Origin of the sequence: Marinobacter sp. SS21 (assembly GCF_028369065.1) — a bacterium.
Taxonomy (GTDB): Bacteria; Pseudomonadota; Gammaproteobacteria; order Pseudomonadales; family Oleiphilaceae; genus Marinobacter.
Window position 1 is genome coordinate 150615 of sequence record NZ_JAQNDA010000007.1, and the last position, 20754, is coordinate 171368.

The window sequence follows — 20754 nt, forward strand, 5'->3', positions numbered from 1 at the left end:
CCGCGGTTCTCAGTGGGGATGACGCCGAATGCCGAGACGATACAGCAGCGGCGACAAGACCACGTTGGCCAACCCAAACACCACCACCACCAGTACGGCCTCCAGCCAGGGTAGCGGCAACACCAGCGCCCCGTAGACCATCGGCAACGCCGCCTCAGGCACCTGGTCCAAGCCCCGGAACTGGGCACTGGCAGCCAGCCCCATGCGCCGTTTCACAAAGCTGCTGAGTAAATCACCAGCCAACGCCAGGAGGCCGAACACCAGGCCGAAGCTGCTCCCCAGTCCCATCAGCGACGCCCCCAGGGCACAGGCAAGCCCACCACTGACCAGGCCCCGCCAGGTCTTGCTGCTGCCGAACAGCGGGCGGCCATCGAACCAGCACCGCCCGCCGTCGATGGGCGCCGACCAGCGCGTACCGAGCAGGCGATGGGCGATCACCGGCATGCCGTTGGCCAGCACCAGCATCACGAACAGCGTTACCGACAACACCCGCAGCCCTCCAGCACCGGCGACGTACCGGCTCCGTCACTCTCCGGCCACGCCTCCCTGGGTCAGTTTCAACGGATCCAGGAGGTGCTCCAGACGATCCCGCCCCAGCCCGCAGCGCTCATCCGCCACATCAATGATTGACCGACCGGAGCGGTAAGCCTCCTTGGCAATCTCCGCCGCCAGCTCATAGCCGATTTCCGGGTTGAGGGCGGTCACCAGTACCGGGTTCTTGCCCACCGCCTCATCCAGAATCTGGGTATTGACGGTGAACCCCCGGATCACCTTGTCCGCCAGTGTGGTGGCCGCATTGGCCAACAGGTTGATCATATCCAGCAGGTTCGCTCCCACTAATGGCAGCATGACGTTGAGCTGAAAGTTGCCCGACTGTCCCGCCAACGCCACCGCGCTGTCCAGGCCCATGACCTGGGCCGCCACCATGGCGACGGCCTCGGGAATCACCGGATTCACCTTGCCGGGCATGATGCTGCTGCCCGGTTGCAGCGCCGGCAGGCTGATCTCCGCCAGACCATGAATCGGTCCACTGTTCATCCAGCGCAGATCGTTGGCGATCTTGGTCATGACCACGGCCACGCCACGCAGTTGGGCCGACAGATGCAGCGGCGCGTCCACCGCGCTCTGGGCGACGAACTTGTGCTCCAAAGGGGTAAAGGAGAAACCGGTCGCGGTGTGCAGAAACCGACTGAACTGCTCCGGAAACTCGGTCATCGCATTGACACCGGTGCCCACGGCAGTGCCGCCCTGAGGTAGCGCCAACAATTCCTCAATGGCACGCTCCAGCCGCTGTTCAGCCGCTGAGAGCTGTTCCCGCCAGGTCCGCAGCTCCTGCCCCAGGGTCACCGGCATGGCGTCCATCAGGTGAGTACGGCCGGTCTTCACCTGTTGGGCGTAGGTGGCTTCGCGCTCGTAGATCATCCCCCGCAGGTGGGACAGCGCCGGCAGTAACTGCAGTTGGACCTGAGTCACTGCACTGAGGTGAATGGCGGTGGGGATCACATCGTTGGAGCTTTGGCTCATGTTGACGTGATCGTTCGGATGCACGTCCTGACCCTTGGCTCGAGCCAGGTTGGCGAGCACTTCGTTGACGTTCATGTTGGTGCTGGTGCCAGATCCGGTCTGGTAACGGTCAACCGGAAACTGGTCGGCGTGTTGCCCCTCCAGCACTTCGTCACAGGCCTCCAGAATGGCGTCCCGCACCTCAACAGCCAGCAACCCCAAACTGGTATTGGCTTCCGCCGCCGCCCGTTTGATCTGCACCACCGCCCAGATGAAGGCCGCCGGCATGGGCTGGCCGCTGATGGGAAAGTTTTCCACCGCCCGTTGGGTCTGGGCCGCCCACAGGGCCGTCGACGGAACCTGCACCTCGCCCAGACTGTCCGCCTCGGTTCTGTACTCAGTCATGACAACCTCCCTTCGGCCACCGTCATCCAGTGCCCGCCCGCGACGAGCGCTAGTGCTTCAGCCGGACGTGGTCACAGATTCCAGTGATCTGTTCGAAATTGAAGATCAGGGTATGCACGGTATTGGTGTAGGAATCATGCAGGTGAAACTTATAACGTTTCTGGGGCTCACCCTGTAAGAAGGCATCGTATTCCCGCACCAGCTCGCGGACGTCGCCGCCGGAGTCGCGAGTCCAGGTCGCGTTGAACGGCCCCAGTACGGCTCCGCCGGCGAGGCAGACCGTCACTTCATGATTGGTCAGCGCGTTTTCCGAATTCTGCATTGCACACCCCTCCAAAAAAAAAAGACTCAATAGGCACCGCCGGAGAACGACGAAAGTCCCCGTGGTTTCTACAGTGTAGGCCAGAATTCTGGAGAGGAATCCTTATTCCGCCGCAACCGGCGAGGAAAGCAGGCTGGTGAGTAGCGCCCGCAACCGGTTGGGTTTGACCGGCTTATTCAGCACCGGCAGATACTGGGTCTGGAACAATCGCCGCGACTGGTCGCTGCGATCGGCGGTCACAATGGCGGCGGGAATGTCGGCGTGAAAATGACGACGCAGGGCATAGATGGCTTCACAGCCGGTCCGCCCGTCATCCAGGTGAAAGTCCGCCAGAATCGCATCCGGCACTCGGTCGAAGCCCACCCCGGAGCGCAGCACACTGTCGGCGCCGGTGCCGCAGACCACTCGACAGCCCCAGCGTTCCAACAGCGCACGCATGCTGGCGAGAATGTCAGGCTCGTTATCGATCACCACCACCAAGGCGTCTTGCAGGGAATCGGTGACGGCGGCGACCGCCGGTTCGACGGCACGACTGCTCAATCCGACGTCCCAGTCCACCAGGGGCAACGTCAGGGTAAACCGTGAGCCCTTGCCGGGCACCGACCGAACATCCACTGGCGACGCCAGTACCCGGGCCATGCGCTCGACAATGGCCAGACCGAGCCCAACACCACGCTTGCCGCTCGCATTGTGGGGCGACAGCTGGTGAAACTCGGCAAAGATGTCCTGGAGTTTGTCTTCCGCAATACCAATGCCGGTGTCCCAGATCTCGATGGTCAGCGACGAGCGCCGCGGCCGCATCGCCAGCAGCACCCGACCCGCGTCGGTATATCGGAAAGCGTTGCTGAGCAGATTGCGCAAGATGCGGGAGAGCATGCGGGGGTCGGTATGAACCGTGGCGGCTCGCGACCGGACCCGGAACCCGATACCGGCGTCCCGCGCCACCGGTTCGAATTCCTCGCCCAGGGCCGTGACCAACTCGCCGACATCGACGTACACCAGATCCGGTTTCATGGCCTGCTGGTCGAGTTTGGAGATATCCAGCAGGTCCGCCAGCAAGTCCTCGGTACTCTCCAGAGCCCGGTGGACCCGCTCCACCATATGGGCATCCTTGTCCGGCAAGCGGCTGTCCTGCAACGTCGACACCAACAGCCGGGCAGCGTTCAGGGGTTGCAGCAGGTCGTGGCTGGCGGCCGCCAGGTACTTGTCTTTGCTGCGATTGGCCTCCTTGGCCGCTTCCACCGCGATCACCAGCTCCTGCTCAACCTTCTCCCGTTCGGCAATCTGGTGGCGCAGGCCCTCGTTGGCGGCCTTCAGCGCCTGGGTCCGCTCATCCACCCGTTGTTCAAGCTCGGTGTTCAGCTGCTCCAGGCGCTTGCGGGCGTCGACCCGGTCGGTAATGTCGAGCACGAACGCCTCGACCACTTCGGCGCCCAGATCCGGTCTCCGCAGCAGCGTGATGGCAACATCCACCGGCTCGCCATCGGCCCGACGTAACCGCGTCTCCCGGGCAATCACCCGGCCGAAATCCAGCATCTCCTGGCGCAGGCCGTCGAATTCGCCGATGGTATAAAACAGCTGTTCCCGCAGTCGGCGCACCCGCTTGCGCAGATCCTCCGGGCTGACGTAGCCGCACAGCGACGCCATCGCCGGATTCAGGGCGAGGAACCCCCCTTTGAGGTCACCCTGGAAGATCCCGTGCAGCGCGTTTTCAAACAGCCACTTGTAGCGATTACGCTCCGCCTCCAGCTCCTCGACGCGCTCCTGCAGTTCCGGGTAATAGTTCTTGCGAACCGACTGGCTCCCCAAGCCCAACAGGTCGTCGACGTCGTAGCCCCCGGGGCGCGGATCAGAGTGCTTCTTCATAGACCACTTCAACATCCCGCTGGCACGATTCGCGAGGGTTGGTCAGGATGCACGGGTCCTGCATGGCGAAGCGGGACAGCTGGGGAATATCCGAACTGGTCACGCCGAGCGCAGCCAGATGGCTCTCCAGCTTCACCGCCCGTTTCAGCACGACAATCCGCGCCATCAAGCGTTTCCTGACCTCCGCTGGCAGCATGCCACGGGTATCAATGCCCATGGCTTCGGCGATGTGCTTGAAGCGTTCCGGGGCCGACGAAAAGTTGTACGCCACCACATGCTCCAGCAACAACGAGTTGCACAGCCCATGGGGCAGGTCCAGGTAGCCGCCCAGGCTGTGGGACATGGCATGGACCGCGCCGAGAATGGCGTTGGAGAACGCCAGCCCGGCCTGCATCGAGGCCAGCATGATGTGTTCCCGCAGCTGGCTGTCGTCCGGCGCCCGCAACAGCGGTTCCAGGTAGCGGTTGATCAGGCGGATCGCCTCCAGGGCGTGGCTGTCGGTCAGCGGACCGCTGCCGGTGGACACATAAGCCTCGATGGCGTGCACCAGCGCATCGATGCCGGTGCAGGCAGTGAGGAAGTCATCCATGGTCTGGGTCACTTCCGGATCGATCAGTGACACATCCGGAACCACCGCCTTGCTGATGATGGAAAACTTGAACCGTCGCTGGGGGTCGGAAATGATCGCAAACTGGGAGACGTCGGCGGAGGTGCCGGCGGTGGTGGGAATCAGGATCAGTGGCGGCGATGGCAGCCTCAGGGTGTCTACCCCCTCGAATTCCAGGATGTGCCGGTCATGGGCGATGACAATACCGATGCCCTTGGCGCAATCCATCGGGCTGCCGCCGCCGACTGCCACAATGACGTCGCAATGCCCGGAGCGGTAGAGTTCCGCGCCGGTCATCACCTCTTCGGCGCGGGGGTTCGCGGAAACGCCGGTGAACACGGTACACGCCAGCCCCTCCTCGCGCAGGCGCTGTTCGATGTCCGCCACCCAGCCGGCGGCCGCGACACCGGGATCGGAAACCAGAAACACATGACGGGCGCCGTAGTTACTGGCGAAATTGGCCACAGACTTGCGAGCACCGGCTCCGAAAACGATTTCCGGTGCGACAAATTTGCGCAGTGTCGATACATCGTGACTCATGGGCGCTCTCGCTGCTTTTTATTATTGTGGTTTGCGTACTACGGTGTACTACTTACTGAGCACTACTTACCTGTGTACGACTTACTTGTGTACGACTTACCTGTGTACGACTTACCTGTGTACGACTTATCTGTGTACGACTTATTTGTGTACTACGCGCGCCTTTCCCTGGCGGCACTGCCATTTATTTTCCAGAGTTTAACCCAAGTTGTTCGGCGCTTCATCGGGGTGCATAGACTGTTGCCGGTAAAATTCTAACAGCGCCGCCAGCATAGCGGATTGATTGCGCTGCTGACGAAAGCCATGGCCTTCCTCCGGGTAGACCTGCACCGGTGCCGCCACGCCGGCTTGCGCCATGGCCGCCACCATGCGTTCGGTCTGCTCCGGCACCACCACCGTATCCTGCCCGCCCTGAAAGAACGCCACCGGCCCGCACATGCGTTTGGCCTGCAGCACGGGCGTGCGCGCCAACCAGCGCTCCCGGTATTGCTGCGGCTCCCCCAACAGCCAATCGAGGTAGCCGGATTCAAAGCGGTGGGTCTGCTGCCGCAATCGAGCGGGATCGCTGACCCCGAAGATACTGGCCCCGGCGCGAAACTGATTGCCCGCCGCCATCGCCAGCAGGGCGGTGAAACCACCGGCGCTACGCCCCTGGATAAACAGGCGACGGCCGTCCGCCAGGCCCTGCGCCACCAAGTAACGGGCGGCGGCACCAACGTCTGCCACATCGCTCGCCCCCCACTGCCCCGCCAGCGCCAGTCGAAACGCCCGCCCTGCCCCGGTACTGCCCCGGTAGTTCACCTCCGCGACGGCGAAGCCGTGCTGACACCAGAACTGCACCTGGGCATTGAACACCGGGTACGCCGCCGATGTAGGCCCGCCATGTACATTGACAATCAACGGCGGGAGCCCCGACTGGGTGCGGTCGCTGGGGGCATAGTAGAAACCGCTGACCGGCGCAGAAAGGTCGGTGGACGCCGCCGGTAGCCGGAACCGCTGCGGCAGGCTGACCTGGCCGGGCGCCAGCAGGCGCTCGCCACCGGCCAGCACAGCAAGGCCGTCCGTCGACTCGAGGTCCAAGCGCACGACACTGACGGCGGCATCGGCCCGGCTGGCCAGACCATACAACTGGCCGCGGTAGACCTGCAGGCTGCGAAAATCGGTGTAGTCCGCTCCCACTTGCCGTGGCTGCGCTCCCGCCTGGCGGCATAGCCATAACTCACCCTGCCCCTGGCGGTAACAGACCCGGGCCCAGCCACCCTCCGGCAGCGCCTGGTGGTGAGCCTCCGCCAGCTGCCAGGGGGCATTGGCGTGGTCCAGCGCCTGGCCTGCCAGCGCGGTCCAGCACGGCGCATCGAGGCCGTCCACCCGATAGGGCTGCCACCAACCCCGATGATCGGAGAGTACACAGAGCCGGTCGCCGGCAAAGCTCGGCTGTTGTACCGATGCCGGCTGCGGCGACGGCACCGGCCTGGCCTGACGCAACGGACCGCCGGGACTCAGCGCCGCAGTCCACAGCGTGGATTCCTGCCAGGGCATGGCCGGCAACGTCCAGCTGACCCAGGCGATGCGTCGGCCATCCGCTGAGACTGCCGGGGCACTGTAGAAATCAGCCCCGGCATGCAACACCGTGATACGACCATCCTGGGTCACCGCCACCAGCTCCTGATCCGGCCGCTGGCCTGCCGCGTCCGGCCATTCCCGCACGGCCAGAATCCGGGCTCCGGCGACATCCGCCACCAAGCCCCCATAGCGTGCGCCCTCGGTTCGGGTCAACGGCGCGACGCCACCGGTTTCCGGGTCGATGCGATCAATCTGTTGCGTCTCGGCATTAACGCCGTACACCAGCGTGTCGAAGGCACACATGGCACCGCCGCCGTAGCCATTGACCCGTGAACGCAGGCCGTAACCGGCCGGGGTCAGGCAGCGGGCATCGCTGTGCAGGTAGCGCCAGAGTCCGCAGGCACCGGTGCGCGGATCCAGCTGCAGCCAGAACAGCCCGGCGGCACTGGCGCGCAGGGTTTCACGCTCCAGCTGGGCAGCCGCAGCGCTCTGCGGCGTCAGGACGGCGACGCTATCCACTGCGATAAAACAGACGCGAGTTGCTGGTGTTTCGATAGGTCAGGCTCTCCAGCCCTGCGCTGGCGTGGTCCGCCGCCCGCCTGGCCGCCAGGATGCGGTCGTGGTGAGGGGATTTGTCGCAGACCGGATCGGCGTTGTCGGCATTGCCGGTCAGCAGATAGGCCTGGCAGCGGCAGCCGCCGAAATCCTTGCCCTTTTCGTCGCAGGAGCGGCAGGGTTCCGGCATCCAGCTGTCACCGCGATAATGGTTGAAACCGGGGCTGTCGTACCAGATCTGCCGCAGCGACTCGTCGCGGACGTTGGGAAAGTCGATGGGCAACAGGCGCGCGCTGTGGCAGGGCAAGGCCGTGCCGTCCGGCGCCACCGTCAGAAACAGGCTGCCCCAGCCATTCATGCAGGCCTTGGGGCGTTCTTCGTAATAATCGGGCGTCACGAAGATCAGCTTTATGGCCGAGCCAGCCGCCGCCAGACGCTGACGCTGCTCGTTGACCTGCTGCTCCGCGGTGGCCAGTTGCTGACGGGAAGGCATCAATCCTTCCCGGTTGTGAAAGGCCCAGCCGTAGTACTGACAGGTGGCCAGCTCGACGTAGTCGGCCTCCAGTCGCCGACACAGGTCGATGATGTCAGGCATCTGGTGGATGTTGTGCCGATGAATAACGAAGTTGAGCACCATCGGGTAACCGGCGGCCTTGACCGCACGGGCCATGGCCAGCTTCTGTTCGAACGCCTTGCGGGAGCCCGCCACGGCGTTGTTCAGTTCCGGGTCGGAGGCCTGGAAACTGACCTGAATATGGTCCAACCCGGCGTCGCGGAACTGGGCGACCTTGGCCTCCGTCAGCCCCAGGCCAGAGGTGATCAGGTTACTGTAGTAGCCCAGCTGTCGGGCCTCGGCAATCAAATCCGGTAGATCCTGGCGCACCAGCGGCTCACCGCCGGAAAACCCCAGCTGCGCGGCCCCCATTTCCCGACCCTGGCGCAACACGCGCAGCCACTGCTCGGTGGTCAATTCCTGTTCCTGCTGGGCATAGTCCAGCGGGTTGGAGCAATAGGGGCACTGCAGTGGACAGCGGTAGGTCAGTTCCGCCAACAGCCACAGCGGCGGTCCGATCGTAGGCTGATTGCGCGCTGCCGGCGTCATGACAGCGCCACCCAGTGCTGCGCTTCGGCATCCCGCAGGAAACCGGCAACGTCCTCGGCGAGCGAGCCCGCTTCGGGAAACCGCTGTTCCAGCCGATGGACAATCTCCGCCACCGAACGGTCACCATCCACCTCCGCCAGGATCGCGCCGGCACTGCCGTTGAGCCGTACCATGCCTTCCGGGTACAACAGCACATAACAATCCTGTGCTGGCTCCCACTGGAAGCGAAAGCCCGGACGGAACTTCGGCACCCGGTCCATCACAGTCCCAGTCCCCGGTGCCAGACCGGCTGATCGGTCACGGTATGGTAGGGCGGCGTCTGGTGCACATACGCCATAGTCAGGGCATCCAACATAGACCATAGGATATCCAGCTTGAATTGGAGTATTTCCAGCGCCCGCTGCTGCTGCGCCGCGGTGATGAAGTGATCCAGGGTGATGGTCAGGCCATGTTCCACATCCCGTCGCGCCTCGGACAGCCGCTTGCGGAAATAGGTGTAGCCCTCGCTGTCAATCCAGGGGTAATGCTGGGGCCAGCTGTCCAGCCGCGACTGGTGAATAGCCGGCGCGAACAGCTCGGTCAGAGACGAACAGGCCGCCTCCTGCCAACTGGCGCGACGGGCGAAGTTGAGGTAGGCATCCACCGCGAAGCGCACGCCGGGTAGCACGTGGCGCTGGTCGATCACCTCCTCGCGCCTCAGCCCCACCGCCTCCGCCAACGACAGCCAGGCCTCAATCCCGCCCTGATCGCCGCCGTGGCCGTCGTGATCGAGCACCCGCTGCAGCCACAGCCGGCGCACCTCGGCATCCGCACAGTTGGCCATGATGGCGGCATCCTTGCGGGGAATGTTCACCTGGTAGTAATAGCGGTTGGCCACCCAGCCCCGGATTTGCTCCGGCGTACACCGGCCGCTGTACATGGCACGGTGGTAGGGGTGATGGATATGGTAGAACTCGCCCTTGGCGCGCAGGGCTCGTTCGAAATTCGCCCGGGTCATTGGGGTCCGTACCGCAACGTTCATGGCGCCTCCACCAGGTCCAGGTGCATGCCGTCCCAGGCCACGTCAATGCCGTGACGTGTCAGCTGGGCCCGCTCCTGCGAATCTTCGTTCAGAATGGGGTTGGTGTTATTGATGTGGATCAGGATCTTGCGCTTCACGTTCAGACTGTCGAGCACTTCGATCATGCCGCCCGGGCCACTTTGGGCCAGATGTCCCATCTGCTGACCGGTCTTGCTGCCCACTTCGCAGCGCTGCATTTCATCGTCTTGCCAGACGGTGCCATCCACCAGCAGCACGTCGGCTTTCGCCATCCAGCCGAGGATGCGATCGTCCGGCTGGCCCAGTCCGGGTGCATAAAGCAGGCTCGTACCGGTTGTCGAGTCCTCGACAAACAGACCGACGTTATCGCCCGGATGGGGGCTGTCCCGCCGTGGCGAATAGGGCGGCGCATTGCTCAACAGTGGAATAGCGGTGAAGCGCAGCGACGGCGCACAGTCGATGACGAAGACCTCGTCGTCGTCGCAGGGCATGGGCCGCCAGTTCAGGCCACCGTTCCAATGGGACAACATGGGGAACAGCGGGAAGCCGGAGCTGAGGTCGTCATGGACCTGCTCGGTGCACCAGACATCGAAGGGACAGCCCTCACGCAGGGACAGCAGGCCGGTGGTGTGATCCACCTGGCTGTCCATCAGCAGGATGGCGCCGATGCCGGTGTCCCGCACCCGCCGTGCCGGCTGCATGGGGGCAAAGGCCGCCAGCTGGGCCCGGATATCCGGTGACGCATTGCAGAGGATCCAGCGTTCGCCGTCATCGCTGATGGCAATGGACGACTGGGTGCGAGGCGCCGCGCGCAGGGTACCGTTACGCACCCCGGTGCAGTTGCGGCAGTTGCAGTTCCATTGCGGAAAGCCACCGCCAGCGGCGGATCCCAGAATATGAATTTGCATCACGGAACTCCAGAAAAAGAGAATGGCCAGACGCTCGGGCTGGCCACCAACTCTTAACGATTGGCGAAGTACATGGTGACTTCAAAGCCAATTCGCAGGTCTTCATACGCTGGTTTGGTCCACATGGCGTGTTCTCCTTCTATTGTTGTCGTAAGCAGGATCGGTTAGCGGCTCAGCCGTTAACACTTCTTAGATGCTAGCGCTCACCTGCAGGGGTCAACATGGTACTTTGGAAGCAATTTTGCCAGTACCAACGACCCCATGGCCGAACCCGGCGCATTCCGCCGTTGGCCCCTCCCCGATTGAACTCACGGGTGTTTGGGGATACCTTATTCGACTATAGTCATAACCAGACGATATTAAGGAGCCTCCAATTAACTCCGAATCGTCTCTGCATGGGTGAATTGCCCTCAGGCAAGCCCGTCCAGGCAACGAACGACATCCTAACTACAAATACCCTAAAGGAAATGCGGTGCCGCCACGGCATTTCCCGATCGATTAGCAGACCAGCAGGACGGTGATGCAGCAATGAGGCGCAAGGACCGGGAACTCAACATTTTTTCCATGTCGGCACTGGACCTGTTCGCCTCGGCTCTGGGCGCCTTCATCCTGATCACCCTGATCCTGCTGCCCTATTACCTCAAACAGGGCCCTCAGGCGGAGCCGGCTCCCATTGAGTGCCCGATCCCGGAACCCACCCCGGAGTGTCCGGTGTGCCCGGCACCGGCCCCGGTCCCCCAGTGCCCGCCACCGACCCCGACGGAAATCAAGATTGCCGACAACCTGTTGATCATGCAGATGTCATGGTCCCAGTCAGCGGACGTCGACATGCACGTCAAGACCCCGGATGGCGAGTACAACTACCAGCGGGTCAGCATTCCCGGCGCGCCCGGGCGCTTCACCCTGGACAACCGCTCCGGTGGCAGCGCCGAGCGTCCGGCACTGGAAATCTGGATGGCCTACAACCCGACTCCCGGCACCTACGAGATCTGCTACAACCTGTACAGCACTGGCTCGGCCCGGCCACCGATACGGGTCGGCGGCCGCCTCGACAAGCCCCATGGGCCGGTGGTGCTGCCGGTTACGTCATTACGCCAGACCGGACGCGAGCAGTGCGTGTTGAAGTTTTCCATTGACGATGAATTCAACTACACCCAGCTATCGCCGAGATAGCCAGGTAAGGACCGCCAGGACTAAGTGAATAAGGGATGAGGAATAAAAGCATGAGAGAAAGGCAATCCGGCCGCTACCGGGCGCTCGTGTTGGCCGCCTTCCTGACGGGCTCGGTCGCAAGCCTGGCGGAGGCGGACAGTGCGGCAACCGGGGCCATGGACAGCCCGGCCATCGACACCGAATCGCCTGCGCCCCAGCAGGATTCCGCCCCTGCACCTGCTCTCGAAACCGATACGCCCGCGACCGAAAGCGGGAGCGGCGAGGCCACACCCTCGACGCCAGCAGCCGAGGCCCAGGACAACCCCGGCGCTGACGCCAGCCCCACCGAGCCCGCGTCTGGCGAGCCTGGCAGCGCCGATGCGGAGCCTGGGGCCACCATCCCTCCGGACAATCGGCCTGCTGCCGTCATCGGCATCGGTCTGCTGCTGGCGCTATTGGCGGGCCTGCTCTGGCGGCTGACCCGCAATCGCCAACGCCCGACGTTGGCCGAGGGCGCCTCGGAGACGGCCCCGGCCAGCCAAGACGGCGTCGCGGGCTACCTTCACATTGCCGACGCCGGGCACCAGCGTACCTACACGCTGAGCCAGGGCACCACCAGCCTGGGCCGCAGTGGCAACAACGACATCGTGCTCAGTGACGACACCGTTTCCGCCAACCACCTGGTGATCAAGCTGGAACGCAACGGCGGGGTCCTGGTCTCCGACCTCAACTCCAGCAATGGCACCCGGCTCAATGGCAAAGACGTGGTGCAGGCTGCCATGGTGCCGGGCGATACGCTGGAGCTGGGCAAGGTGATGATCCGGTTTGCCGTCAGCGCCACCCAGCCAACCTCATCAAGTTGAGTGATCACAGGAGCGCAATATGACCTCTTTTACGGTAGGCCGGGGCGTACAGGCCGATGTTCGGTTGAGTCACGATACCGTGTCGCGCCTGCATTTGAAGGTAACGCCCATCTCCGACAGCCAGTGCCTGGTGGAAGACCTGGGGTCGGCCAACGGCACCTGGGTGCTGCGGGATGGACAGCGATTCGCCATTGGCCATGAGCCGCTGGCCAACCACCTCCAGCTGACCCTGGGCGACTATCCGGTTACCCTGACCCAGCTACTCAACCTGCACCAACAAGCCCAGGCCGGAGCTGAACAGCCCTCCGGCGCCGACCACCAGACCCGAGACCCGTTCAGTCGTTACGTCAGGACAGAAGATGGACGCTACGTAAGGAAACCCAAATGAACCTATCCAACGCCATGCTCATTCGGCTGATCGGCCTTGTTCTGGCGATTCTGTGGGTGCTGCTGCTGAGCTTTGTGCTGCCGCTGGATGCCACCACCGAGGGCGGCGCTCGCTTCTCCTGGCACGCCTTCCTGATTGCCACCGAGGACCCGATGTACCCGGTCAACATCCAGGTGATGATGTGGCTGGCGTTTTTTTACTGCCTTGCCGAGCTGGTGATCAAGTGGATCAACCTGTCGGAAGAGAACCTGCAACTGGAGCTCTTCGACCTCTACCGCAATCCGGATCACGTGGTCATGCCGTCGGGCCAGGGCGAGGTGGCCATCCCGCTGGACCGCAACGAAGCGCTGAAACCGGAGCTGCTGGCCGCCATCTACTACGCCAAGCGCAAGCAGGTGCCGGAAACCACCCTGATTGGCAGTTTCTTCAAGAAGATCAACCACCAGTTCCAGAGCACCAACGACGTGGGCGATGTCTACAGCATCGTCAATTCGCTGATCGAGCTGAAGCTGCACGAAGTCGACCTGCGTTACACGGTGATCCGCTACCTGGCCTGGCTCATTCCTACCCTGGGCTTTATCGGCACCGTCATTGGTATTGCCGTTGCCCTGGGTCAGGCCGGGGCGATGGCCGCCGACGATCCACAACTGCTGCAGGAGGTGGTGCCACTGCTGGCCACCGCGTTCTACACCACCCTGCTGGCGCTGCTGCTGTCCGCCATCGTGATGATCGCCATCCAGCTGGTCCAGGCCAAGGACGAAGCCACCGTCAACAACGCCGGTAGCCTGTGCCTCGAAGCCATCGTCACCAACCTGAAACCCCGGTCTTCCGGCATTCAATAACCGTTCTGCAACGGGGAGATAGACCATGAGCAGATTCGACAAATCCGGCGACGACACCACCCCCACCCGACTGATTCGTCGCAGTGGAGACAACGACAGCGCGGGCGAACAAGCCACCCGCAAGATCGACTACCCCGCCGAGGCATCCATGACCGGGGCCAACACCGGCCGGGCCAGTGATGCCAGCTCCGAGCCGGTTCCGGGCAGCCCCAAGACCGTGCTGTTCCGGCCCTCACAACAGGACGCCGACGCGCAAGCCAGCGCCGACGCCGAACAACCGGTTGTCGCCTGGCTGGTGGTCACCGACGGCCCCGGACGCGGCCATGCCCTGGCCATTTCCTACGGCCTCAACCGAATTGGCCGCGCTCCGGATCAGGCCGTCAGTCTGCCGTTCGGCGATGACCAGATTTCCCGCAGCCATCACGCCGCCATTGAATACGACCCAAAACTGCGGGCGTTTTACCTGAGCAAGGGCGAAAATCTGGTGTACCTCAACGGTGCAAGGGTTGGCAGCGGTAACGAACAGGCGCTCAACAGCGGCGACCTGATCGAACTGGGCAACACCAAACTTCGGTTCGTGGCGTTCTGCGGTCCGGATTTCGACTGGAACGACTGAGCGGCAACCCATCATGATCGCCCTATGGAGCGCCACCCAGATACAAGGCAGCCGGGCCTACCAGGAGGACCGCTACGCGGTGGTGGAGAACAACACCATCCAGTATCGGGGCCAGAGTTACCCGTTTGACCCCGGCCTGTTCCCAAGCCACTACTCGCTGTACGTGCTGGCCGATGGCATGGGTGGCATGGGCCATGGCGACGAGGCCGCCACCGCCGCGGTGGAGGTGTTTGTCGAGAACTTCATCAATCTCGCCCAGGCCTCGCCGGAGCCAGCCCAGCACCTGCGCCAATGCCTCGATCGCGCCAACCAGGCCATTGCCGACATGGTCGCCCGCGACCCGGACAAAGCCGGCATGGGCACCACCCTCATCGCCGTGCTGTGGGACAGTCAGAACCACACAGTGCGGTGGTTGTCGGTGGGCGATTCGTTGCTCAGTCTGCTGCGCGGCGACCGGTTACAGGCGTTGAACGAAAAGCACACCTTCCAACGCCTGGCCGACCGCTACGCCGAGCAGGGCGACCCGGCCAAGGCCAGGGAGCTGAGCGCCTTCGGCGCCGCCCTGAGCAGTGCGGTGGATGGCCGGGCCATCCCGGAAGTAGACCTGCCGGATCAGCCGCTGGCCATGGCCAGCGGCGACCTGATCATACTGGCGAGCGACGGCCTCGAAACTCTCAGTACCGAGCAGGTGCGCTCGACACTGACCGCCGTGACCGCCCAGTGGTCACAGGCCACCGACCTCGATGACGCAACCGCGCTGCTCATTGCCGGTCGCGAAGCCCTGCTGGAGCGGCTCAGAATGGCCCAAGCTCCCCACCAGGATAATTGCACCGTGGTGCTGATCGGATGGCTGGCCCCGCCGCCGGCATCCTCGGCCTAACCCGCAGTCGCACAGGAGTCCAACGACATGCGAAAGGGAATACTTGCCGTACTCATCCTCGTGCTGGTGGCAGCCGTGTATTGGCAACAGTCATCCGACCAGCCCGACGATGGCGGTGCCGCCACCGCCACTGACAGCGGCAAGCCGGCGGAGCCGCCGGTGGTTCAGGACACCAAGCCGGTGACCACGACACCGCAAGGGCAGCTGCCACCGCTACGGGACATCCCCATCGATGGCCAACCCGAAGTGGCGAACCCGCAGCAGGCCCAGGATCTGGTGGATCAGCAGGCGCTGAATCTGGGCCCCGACGCCAGCCTGCGGGTCAGCACCAGCACCGCCGATGACTACGGCACGACCTACTACCAGCTTGAACAGACCTACAAGGGCATTCCGGTGTTCGGCGCCCAGGCGTTACTGGAAGTGACCCATGGCCGGGCCGAGCGGCTTAACGGAGCCTGGCAGGAAGCACTTGAACTCGACATCGAGCCCCGCTACCCCGCTGCCGAGGCCCTGCGACTGGCCCTGGATCAACGCGGGGTACCCGCCGAGCGCACGGTGACAACACTGACCGAGCCGTCACTGGTGGTCTTTGTCACCGATCAGGGCCCCAGCCTGTGCTGGCGTATGACCGCCACCCTCAGCCATCCCCAGTCGATGCCGGAACGCTACCTGGTGGACGCCCATACCCCGACCATCTACCACCAGGAACCGGTCCTGCAACGATGAAGCCGACCCATGTATTTCGCCGTCCCCGGCGGCTCGTCACTTTGCTGGGCCAGGCCTGGCTGCTGGGCCTGGCCTGGCTGCTGCCCCTGACCGCGCAGGGCTCGGCACGGATCGAGGCCTTTGATTACCGCGGCAAATGCCTGTCGGACCGGTTGCAGGAAGTCCTGGCGACTCAGCCTCGGGACGTCGCCATCGGCCAGCTGCCGGCACGGCTGGCCTCTACCCGGGTGGAACTGAACTCCGCCAGCGGCAAAGCCGCGAATGCGATCGAGAGCCTGCAGCTGGCGGAGCGGTTTTTTCGCCTGGAGTTGGGCTGGAACTCGGTCGACGGCGAGTCGGCGCCGGTGGTGCTGCTGGCGAACCTGTCGGCAAAAATGAGCGGCTCCTGCGACGGCATGAACGCCTTCTATATGAACCTGGCACCGCAGACCGCCCACGTCATCGCCATTTTGTACGGCCACCGCCAGGCGACCGAAGACCTGGCCCACGACCTGGATGTGGTGGGGCACGAGTTCAGCCACGGCGTCTTCAAGTCCACCCAGGGCGAGGACCGGCTGCTGGAAAAGGCGGCGATCAACGAAGGGGTGGCGGATATGTTCGGTGTCACCGTCCGCGCCTGGAAGGAATCGGGACAGGATCTCGCCGCCACCCGGGTTCGGCAAGACAGCTTCCGTGTTGGCCAAACCTTTGCCCAGATTGCCGACCGCTACTATGACGCCCCCATGCACCTGGGCGCGATGCGGGATATCAGCAACCCCCTGCCCTGGGAAACCGCCGACCATTACAGCCTGGCAGCCGAGCGGGTGTTCCAGGAGGAGCATGCCCTCAGCGGGGTGGTCAGCCTGGCCTTTGCGCTGATGGTGCAAGGGGGCCAGCACCCGCGCCTGGCTCAGGGGCCAACCGTCCAGGGAATCGGCTTCGACAAGGCCATTCGCATTGTGTTCTACACCCTGAAGCACCGGCTGCCGTTCAACACCATGCCGGAGTTCGCGCTGGCGATGCGACGGGCCGCGGGTAAGATTCACGGCACCGACAGCGCCGAGGTCCGCGCGGTACACAATGCCTTCGCCGCGGTGGGCCTGATGTCCGGGGCCATGGCGCCGCCCACCACGCCGCCGTCCTCCCAGGAACCGACGCCGGTTCCCGACCCGGTTCCGGTGCCACAGCCGGAACCAGAGACCGCGCCAGAACCAGAACCAGAACCAGAACCAGAACCAGAACCAGAACCAGAACCAGAACAGCAAACTCCGCCGCAAACCGCGCCGCAACCCCAAACCACGCCAGCGCCGCTGCTGGGGCCGGGGCTGGCGTTCATCGTGGCACTGCTGTCGTTCCTGGCGCTGTTGCTGGTGGTGGGCCTGGTGCTGAAGTCGACCCGGCGGCGTCAGATCCGCCAGGCCTACCGGCGCGCGTCGAACCCGCCACTGGCGGTGACCGGCTCGCCAGCCAGTGCCGACGAGCCGCCAACTCGGGTGGCGTCAGCAGGCTGTGTCGTGGACCTCGAAGTGGACCACACCCGCACCTCCCTGATGCTCGCCAACCAACCCTCCGTGCTGGGACGAGGACAACAACTCGCACTGCCCAACCAGCTGCGCGAGCGGCTCGCTCAGGACCCTTACCTGGCTCGCGAGCACTGTGAGCTGTGGTACCGGCAACACGGCAACTACCTTTACCTCCGCTGTCTGTCGGATAACGGCCTGCACCTGAATGGCCGGGCCGTCGCCAAGGGCGAAAAGGTCAAGACGGTGTTCGATGGCGCCATCACACTGAAGCTCGGCCATACCACGGTGACCCTGACCCGCCGGGGGCTGTGGCCATGACCCGGCCATCCGCAAGCCCGCCCCAACCGTCGCAGGCGGAAGTCCCAGGCGGTGCCGTGGCACAGATCCTGGGCCAGCGCCGGCAGCAGGAAGATTCCCTGCGCCTGACCGGGTTCACCAGCGGCGGCAGTCGCGGACTGCTGGCGCTGGTGTGTGACGGCATGGGCGGCCACCCCGGAGGCGATCGGGCCAGCGGGCTGGTGGCCGATCAGTTTATCGAGCATTTCCTAAACGCCAGCGGCACCATGCCCGAGCGTCTGCGCCGGGCCCTGACCGGAGCCCACGAGGCGCTGCAGCAGGCGGCCAGCGCCAACCCGGCGCTGGAGGACATGGGCACCACCTTGGTGGCGGCCTGCGTGGTGGGCGCGGAGCTGTACTGGCTCAGTGTCGGGGATTCGTTGCTGTGGCTGCTGCGACAGGGTCAGCTGCAACGGCTCAATGAAGACCACTCCATGGCACCGGTGTTCGAGCGTCTGGTGGCGATGGGGGAAATGTCCGCCACCGCAGCCGAGCAGGACGGCCAGCGCCATGCCCTGCGCTCCGTCGTGACCCGCCAGCCCATCCACCGAGTGGACGGGCCGGAGCAGCCATTGCGGTTGCAGCCTGGCGACGCCGTGCTGGTCGCCAGCGACGGCCTCGGCGATCTGGCCGCAGAGGACATCATCGCGGCGCTGGCGCCCTCCGCCGGCAACACCGAGCAGCGCCTGCAATCCTTGTTCGAGCGCCTGCAGCAGCGCCAGGACCCGCAGCAGGACAATGCCAGCGCGGTGTTGCTGGAGATACCGCCACACACCGACAGCGCCCTGGCGACCGGTGGCGGCATAACTCCGCGGAGCCCCTCGCGCTGGCTGCACCCGATCGGATGCATCCTCGTGGCGTTGATCCTGTTTTTGATTGTGACCGAAGTGGTGGGAGACCTGCAGTGACACAACCTTTGACTCTGGCGCTGGGTAACGGCACCCGCATTGCCGAATACCGGATCGAGCGCCTGCTCGGCGAAGGCGGCTTTGGCCTGACCTACCTCGCGCTGGACGAGAATCTGCACAAGCTGGTGGCGATCAAGGAATACCTGCCGGTGGATATTGCCATGCGAGGGTGTAACGCCCAGGTTATCCCCCGCACCGAGTCCACCCGGAACGACTTCAACTGGGGACTGGAGGCCTTCATCAACGAGGCCCGCACCCTCGCCAAGTTCCATAACCCCTACATCGTCCAGGTGTTCCGCTACTTCGAGGCCAACGGCACTGCCTACATCGTGATGGAGTATGTCGAAGGCCGCACCCTGCGCGAGACCGTGCAGGCGCTGGGACAGCTGCGCCAGGACGAAATCATGGCGATTCTGCTGCCGGTACTGGATGGCCTGATGGACGTGCACGGTGCCGGCATCCTGCACCGGGACATCAAACCCGAAAACATCCTGATCCGGGATAACGGCAACCCGGTGCTGATCGATTTCGGCGCCGCCCGCCAGGCCCTGGGGGGCAAGAGCCGCCCCATCACCGCCATCATCACGCCCGGCTACGTGCCCATTGAGCAGTACAGTACCCGGGGCAATGTCGGCCCCTGGTCCGATATCTACTCGCTGGCGGCGGTTGCCTATTTCTGTCTGACCCGGAAAAGACCGGAGGACGCCTCCGACCGGGTCATCCACGACGATCTGCTGCCAGCGCGGGAGGTCGCCAGCGCCCAAGCCTTGCCAGCCTTCCTCGAGGCCATTGATCATGGCCTGGCGGTGTCGCCCCAGGACCGCCCGCAAACCCTCGAGAGTTGGGTCCGGGCCTTACGCGGCGACACCGAGCCCGCCATGCCACCGACGCCGGCCGACGCCGCCACGGTCCGGGTTCCGCCGACGCCCAAGCCGGAGCCCGAGCCGACGCCTTCGCCAGCCGCCAGCGTGCCTCCCGCTGCGGCGGCGGTGGAGCGCTCGTCACACCGCCGAACCCTGGTGATCCTGTTGGCGCTGCTGCTGATCGCGCTCTCGGGGCTGGTGGCGCAACGCTGGCTGGCGACCTGGGAGCCGACCGACGACGCCAGCACCGGGCAAGGTGCCACCGGCGGCGACGCAACCGACGTCAGCGACAGGCCCGGTGAAAGCAACCACCCCGGCGACACCGAGGTGGCCGCTGCCGAACCAGCGGAGCCAGAACCTGAACCTGAACCTGAGCCCGCAACCACCTTTGCCCTCACCATCCACACCGATCCGGAGCAGGCGCGGATCATTTTGCTGGCTGACCCCCGCCGTTATAGTCCGGGTATGGAGCTGGAAGCCGGCCGTTACCGCTTCCGCATCAGCCTGCCGGGCTACCGCACGGTAGAGATCACGGTGGAGTCCGGTGGCGACGATGTGGTCAAACGGGTCAACCTGGAACACGACATTACCGCCGAGGAGCAGGCGCTGTTCGACCGCGCCAAGAGCTCCCAAGCGGTGGCCGACCTGGAGGCCTATCTGGCCAGCTACCCCCTGGGCAGTTACGCCGAACGGGTACGGGACTGGCTGGAGGCGGCGCGGGAGCGGGAGCAGCAGGTGGCCGAGGAACAGGCCCAGCAACGCCCCAAACTGGCGCTGAGGGCCTTCCGGGCGTGCGAGACGATGCCCTGGAAAGCCTCGGTACGGAACGGGCGGGCGGTGTTCAGCCTCCCCCAGGCCAGCCGCGGTGACGTGGGCATCAGGGTAGGCGGGAACACGGTGCGGTCGAGCCAGATCGCCGCCATCGACCAATCATCGCCGCTCTACGAGCTCTGCCGCAGTCCCAGTTGCTACGAGGTCACCGCGCCTTTCGGCCTGGCGGACTTCAGCATCAGCCGGGGCAGACAGGAAAGCACCGGTGAGGCCTGCTTCTATTACCCCGATGAGCGCAGCCACGACTATACGATTGAGTTTTAGATGCGACGTTATGCAGAGGCACCACAATAGCCGGACAGGCGTGGCGTTGCGGTCGCGGAAGGAAAAAAACGGCCCCGGGACAGGGCCGAAGAGATGGCAGGAAGACCCATTGATCCCCGCAGCGAAGGAGTCGCCGCGGGGCCCGACCAGACGCCGGGCACACAGTGCACATC

General features: G+C 64.4%; 21 protein-coding genes. 10 read left to right on the plus strand and 11 right to left on the minus strand.

Features of this window, described 5'->3' with window-relative positions; genetic code table 11:
• Window positions 1-9: 9 nt before the first annotated feature.
• The 11 genes from N6L25_RS11220 to pqqA all read right to left on the minus strand — a co-directional run bounded on the left by N6L25_RS11220 (window position 10) and on the right by pqqA (window position 10535).
• Window positions 10-489 (minus strand): CDP-archaeol synthase, encoded by a 480-nt coding sequence (locus tag N6L25_RS11220; RefSeq protein ID WP_271980275.1) that lies wholly within the window; start codon window positions 487-489, stop codon window positions 10-12.
• Window positions 490-525: 36 nt separating this feature from the next.
• Complete coding sequence (locus tag N6L25_RS11225) at window positions 526-1908, minus strand: class II fumarate hydratase (protein WP_271980276.1); 1383 nt, start codon at window positions 1906-1908, stop codon at window positions 526-528.
• Window positions 1909-1957: 49 nt separating this feature from the next.
• Window positions 1958-2230: a hypothetical protein gene (locus N6L25_RS11230; protein ID WP_271980277.1), complete on the minus strand. Its 273-nt coding sequence runs from the start codon at window positions 2228-2230 to the stop codon at window positions 1958-1960.
• Window positions 2231-2332: 102 nt separating this feature from the next.
• The gene (locus N6L25_RS11235) at window positions 2333-4096 is read right to left on the minus strand and encodes a hybrid sensor histidine kinase/response regulator (RefSeq protein WP_271980278.1); all 1764 of its coding nucleotides are present in this window, start codon (window positions 4094-4096) and stop codon (window positions 2333-2335) included.
• Window positions 4080-5243, minus strand: coding sequence for an alcohol dehydrogenase-like regulatory protein ErcA (gene ercA / locus N6L25_RS11240; RefSeq protein WP_271980279.1), 1164 nt, complete (start codon window positions 5241-5243; stop codon window positions 4080-4082). The genes N6L25_RS11235 and ercA overlap by 17 nt, the downstream gene beginning before the upstream one ends.
• 198 nt (window positions 5244-5441) lie before the next feature.
• Entirely contained in the window at window positions 5442-7325 is a 1884-nt protein-coding gene (locus tag N6L25_RS11245; protein ID WP_271980280.1) for a S9 family peptidase, read from the minus strand.
• Window positions 7318-8463, minus strand: a complete 1146-nt coding sequence (gene pqqE / locus N6L25_RS11250; RefSeq protein WP_271980281.1) for a pyrroloquinoline quinone biosynthesis protein PqqE — start codon at window positions 8461-8463, stop codon at window positions 7318-7320. The genes N6L25_RS11245 and pqqE overlap by 8 nt, the downstream gene beginning before the upstream one ends.
• The gene (gene pqqD, locus N6L25_RS11255; RefSeq protein ID WP_271980282.1) at window positions 8460-8723 is read right to left on the minus strand and encodes a pyrroloquinoline quinone biosynthesis peptide chaperone PqqD; all 264 of its coding nucleotides are present in this window, start codon (window positions 8721-8723) and stop codon (window positions 8460-8462) included. Before pqqD ends, pqqE begins: the two co-directional genes overlap by 4 nt.
• Complete coding sequence (gene pqqC, locus N6L25_RS11260) at window positions 8723-9484, minus strand: pyrroloquinoline-quinone synthase PqqC (RefSeq protein WP_271980283.1); 762 nt, start codon at window positions 9482-9484, stop codon at window positions 8723-8725. The genes pqqD and pqqC overlap by 1 nt, the downstream gene beginning before the upstream one ends.
• Window positions 9481-10410, minus strand: coding sequence for a pyrroloquinoline quinone biosynthesis protein PqqB (pqqB, locus tag N6L25_RS11265; RefSeq protein ID WP_271980284.1), 930 nt, complete (start codon window positions 10408-10410; stop codon window positions 9481-9483). The genes pqqC and pqqB overlap by 4 nt, the downstream gene beginning before the upstream one ends.
• 53 nt (window positions 10411-10463) lie before the next feature.
• Window positions 10464-10535, minus strand: a complete 72-nt coding sequence (gene pqqA, locus N6L25_RS11270) for a pyrroloquinoline quinone precursor peptide PqqA (RefSeq protein WP_007153157.1) — start codon at window positions 10533-10535, stop codon at window positions 10464-10466.
• 403 nt (window positions 10536-10938) lie between these two features.
• Here pqqA and N6L25_RS11275 point away from each other — a divergent pair, with 403 nt between their 5' ends.
• Genes N6L25_RS11275 through N6L25_RS11320 form a run of 10 tightly spaced genes read left to right on the plus strand, consistent with a single transcriptional unit; the run spans window position 10939 to window position 20581 of the window.
• Window positions 10939-11583 (plus strand): hypothetical protein, encoded by a 645-nt coding sequence (locus N6L25_RS11275; RefSeq protein WP_271980285.1) that lies wholly within the window; start codon window positions 10939-10941, stop codon window positions 11581-11583.
• Window positions 11584-11633: 50 nt separating this feature from the next.
• Window positions 11634-12425, plus strand: a complete 792-nt coding sequence (locus tag N6L25_RS11280; RefSeq protein ID WP_271980286.1) for an FHA domain-containing protein — start codon at window positions 11634-11636, stop codon at window positions 12423-12425.
• Between the two features lie 19 nt (window positions 12426-12444).
• Window positions 12445-12813, plus strand: a complete 369-nt coding sequence (locus N6L25_RS11285) for an FHA domain-containing protein (protein WP_271980287.1) — start codon at window positions 12445-12447, stop codon at window positions 12811-12813.
• Window positions 12810-13655, plus strand: coding sequence for a MotA/TolQ/ExbB proton channel family protein (locus N6L25_RS11290; protein WP_271980288.1), 846 nt, complete (start codon window positions 12810-12812; stop codon window positions 13653-13655). Before N6L25_RS11285 ends, N6L25_RS11290 begins: the two co-directional genes overlap by 4 nt.
• A 25-nt stretch (window positions 13656-13680) precedes the next feature.
• Window positions 13681-14271 carry an FHA domain-containing protein gene (locus N6L25_RS11295; RefSeq protein ID WP_271980289.1) on the plus strand — a complete coding sequence of 197 codons (591 nt, stop codon included), beginning with the start codon at window positions 13681-13683 and terminating at the stop codon, window positions 14269-14271.
• A 13-nt stretch (window positions 14272-14284) separates the two neighbouring features.
• Window positions 14285-15151: a PP2C family protein-serine/threonine phosphatase gene (locus tag N6L25_RS11300; RefSeq protein WP_271980290.1), complete on the plus strand. Its 867-nt coding sequence runs from the start codon at window positions 14285-14287 to the stop codon at window positions 15149-15151.
• Between the two features lie 27 nt (window positions 15152-15178).
• The gene (locus N6L25_RS11305; protein WP_271980291.1) at window positions 15179-15877 is read left to right on the plus strand and encodes a hypothetical protein; all 699 of its coding nucleotides are present in this window, start codon (window positions 15179-15181) and stop codon (window positions 15875-15877) included.
• Window positions 15874-17697: a M4 family metallopeptidase gene (locus N6L25_RS11310; protein WP_271980292.1), complete on the plus strand. Its 1824-nt coding sequence runs from the start codon at window positions 15874-15876 to the stop codon at window positions 17695-17697. Before N6L25_RS11305 ends, N6L25_RS11310 begins: the two co-directional genes overlap by 4 nt.
• On the plus strand, window positions 17694-18623 hold the full coding sequence (locus N6L25_RS11315; protein ID WP_271980293.1) for a PP2C family protein-serine/threonine phosphatase: 930 nt from the start codon (window positions 17694-17696) through the stop codon (window positions 18621-18623). The genes N6L25_RS11310 and N6L25_RS11315 overlap by 4 nt, the downstream gene beginning before the upstream one ends.
• The gene (locus N6L25_RS11320) at window positions 18620-20581 is read left to right on the plus strand and encodes a serine/threonine-protein kinase (protein WP_271980294.1); all 1962 of its coding nucleotides are present in this window, start codon (window positions 18620-18622) and stop codon (window positions 20579-20581) included. Before N6L25_RS11315 ends, N6L25_RS11320 begins: the two co-directional genes overlap by 4 nt.
• Window positions 20582-20754: the final 173 nt, after the last annotated feature.

What these genes read in the sequence shown, in the direction of transcription:
- N6L25_RS11275 (WP_271980285.1), top strand. Translation starts at nt 10,939, where the DNA reads ATGAGGCGCAAGGACCGGGAACTCAACATTTTTTCCATGTCGGCACTG.
- N6L25_RS11230 (WP_271980277.1), bottom strand. Translation starts at nt 2,230, where the DNA reads ATGCAGAATTCGGAAAACGCGCTGACCAATCATGAAGTGACGGTCTGC.
- ercA (WP_271980279.1), bottom strand. Translation starts at nt 5,243, where the DNA reads ATGAGTCACGATGTATCGACACTGCGCAAATTTGTCGCACCGGAAATC.
- N6L25_RS11310 (WP_271980292.1), top strand. Translation starts at nt 15,874, where the DNA reads ATGAAGCCGACCCATGTATTTCGCCGTCCCCGGCGGCTCGTCACTTTG.
- N6L25_RS11285 (WP_271980287.1), top strand. Translation starts at nt 12,445, where the DNA reads ATGACCTCTTTTACGGTAGGCCGGGGCGTACAGGCCGATGTTCGGTTG.
- N6L25_RS11315 (WP_271980293.1), top strand. Translation starts at nt 17,694, where the DNA reads ATGACCCGGCCATCCGCAAGCCCGCCCCAACCGTCGCAGGCGGAAGTC.
- N6L25_RS11235 (WP_271980278.1), bottom strand. Translation starts at nt 4,096, where the DNA reads ATGAAGAAGCACTCTGATCCGCGCCCCGGGGGCTACGACGTCGACGAC.
- pqqE (WP_271980281.1), bottom strand. Translation starts at nt 8,463, where the DNA reads ATGACGCCGGCAGCGCGCAATCAGCCTACGATCGGACCGCCGCTGTGG.
- N6L25_RS11300 (WP_271980290.1), top strand. Translation starts at nt 14,285, where the DNA reads ATGATCGCCCTATGGAGCGCCACCCAGATACAAGGCAGCCGGGCCTAC.
- pqqB (WP_271980284.1), bottom strand. Translation starts at nt 10,410, where the DNA reads ATGCAAATTCATATTCTGGGATCCGCCGCTGGCGGTGGCTTTCCGCAA.
- N6L25_RS11290 (WP_271980288.1), top strand. Translation starts at nt 12,810, where the DNA reads ATGAACCTATCCAACGCCATGCTCATTCGGCTGATCGGCCTTGTTCTG.
- pqqC (WP_271980283.1), bottom strand. Translation starts at nt 9,484, where the DNA reads ATGAACGTTGCGGTACGGACCCCAATGACCCGGGCGAATTTCGAACGA.
- N6L25_RS11225 (WP_271980276.1), bottom strand. Translation starts at nt 1,908, where the DNA reads ATGACTGAGTACAGAACCGAGGCGGACAGTCTGGGCGAGGTGCAGGTT.
- N6L25_RS11305 (WP_271980291.1), top strand. Translation starts at nt 15,179, where the DNA reads ATGCGAAAGGGAATACTTGCCGTACTCATCCTCGTGCTGGTGGCAGCC.
- pqqD (WP_271980282.1), bottom strand. Translation starts at nt 8,723, where the DNA reads ATGGACCGGGTGCCGAAGTTCCGTCCGGGCTTTCGCTTCCAGTGGGAG.
- N6L25_RS11280 (WP_271980286.1), top strand. Translation starts at nt 11,634, where the DNA reads ATGAGAGAAAGGCAATCCGGCCGCTACCGGGCGCTCGTGTTGGCCGCC.
- N6L25_RS11295 (WP_271980289.1), top strand. Translation starts at nt 13,681, where the DNA reads ATGAGCAGATTCGACAAATCCGGCGACGACACCACCCCCACCCGACTG.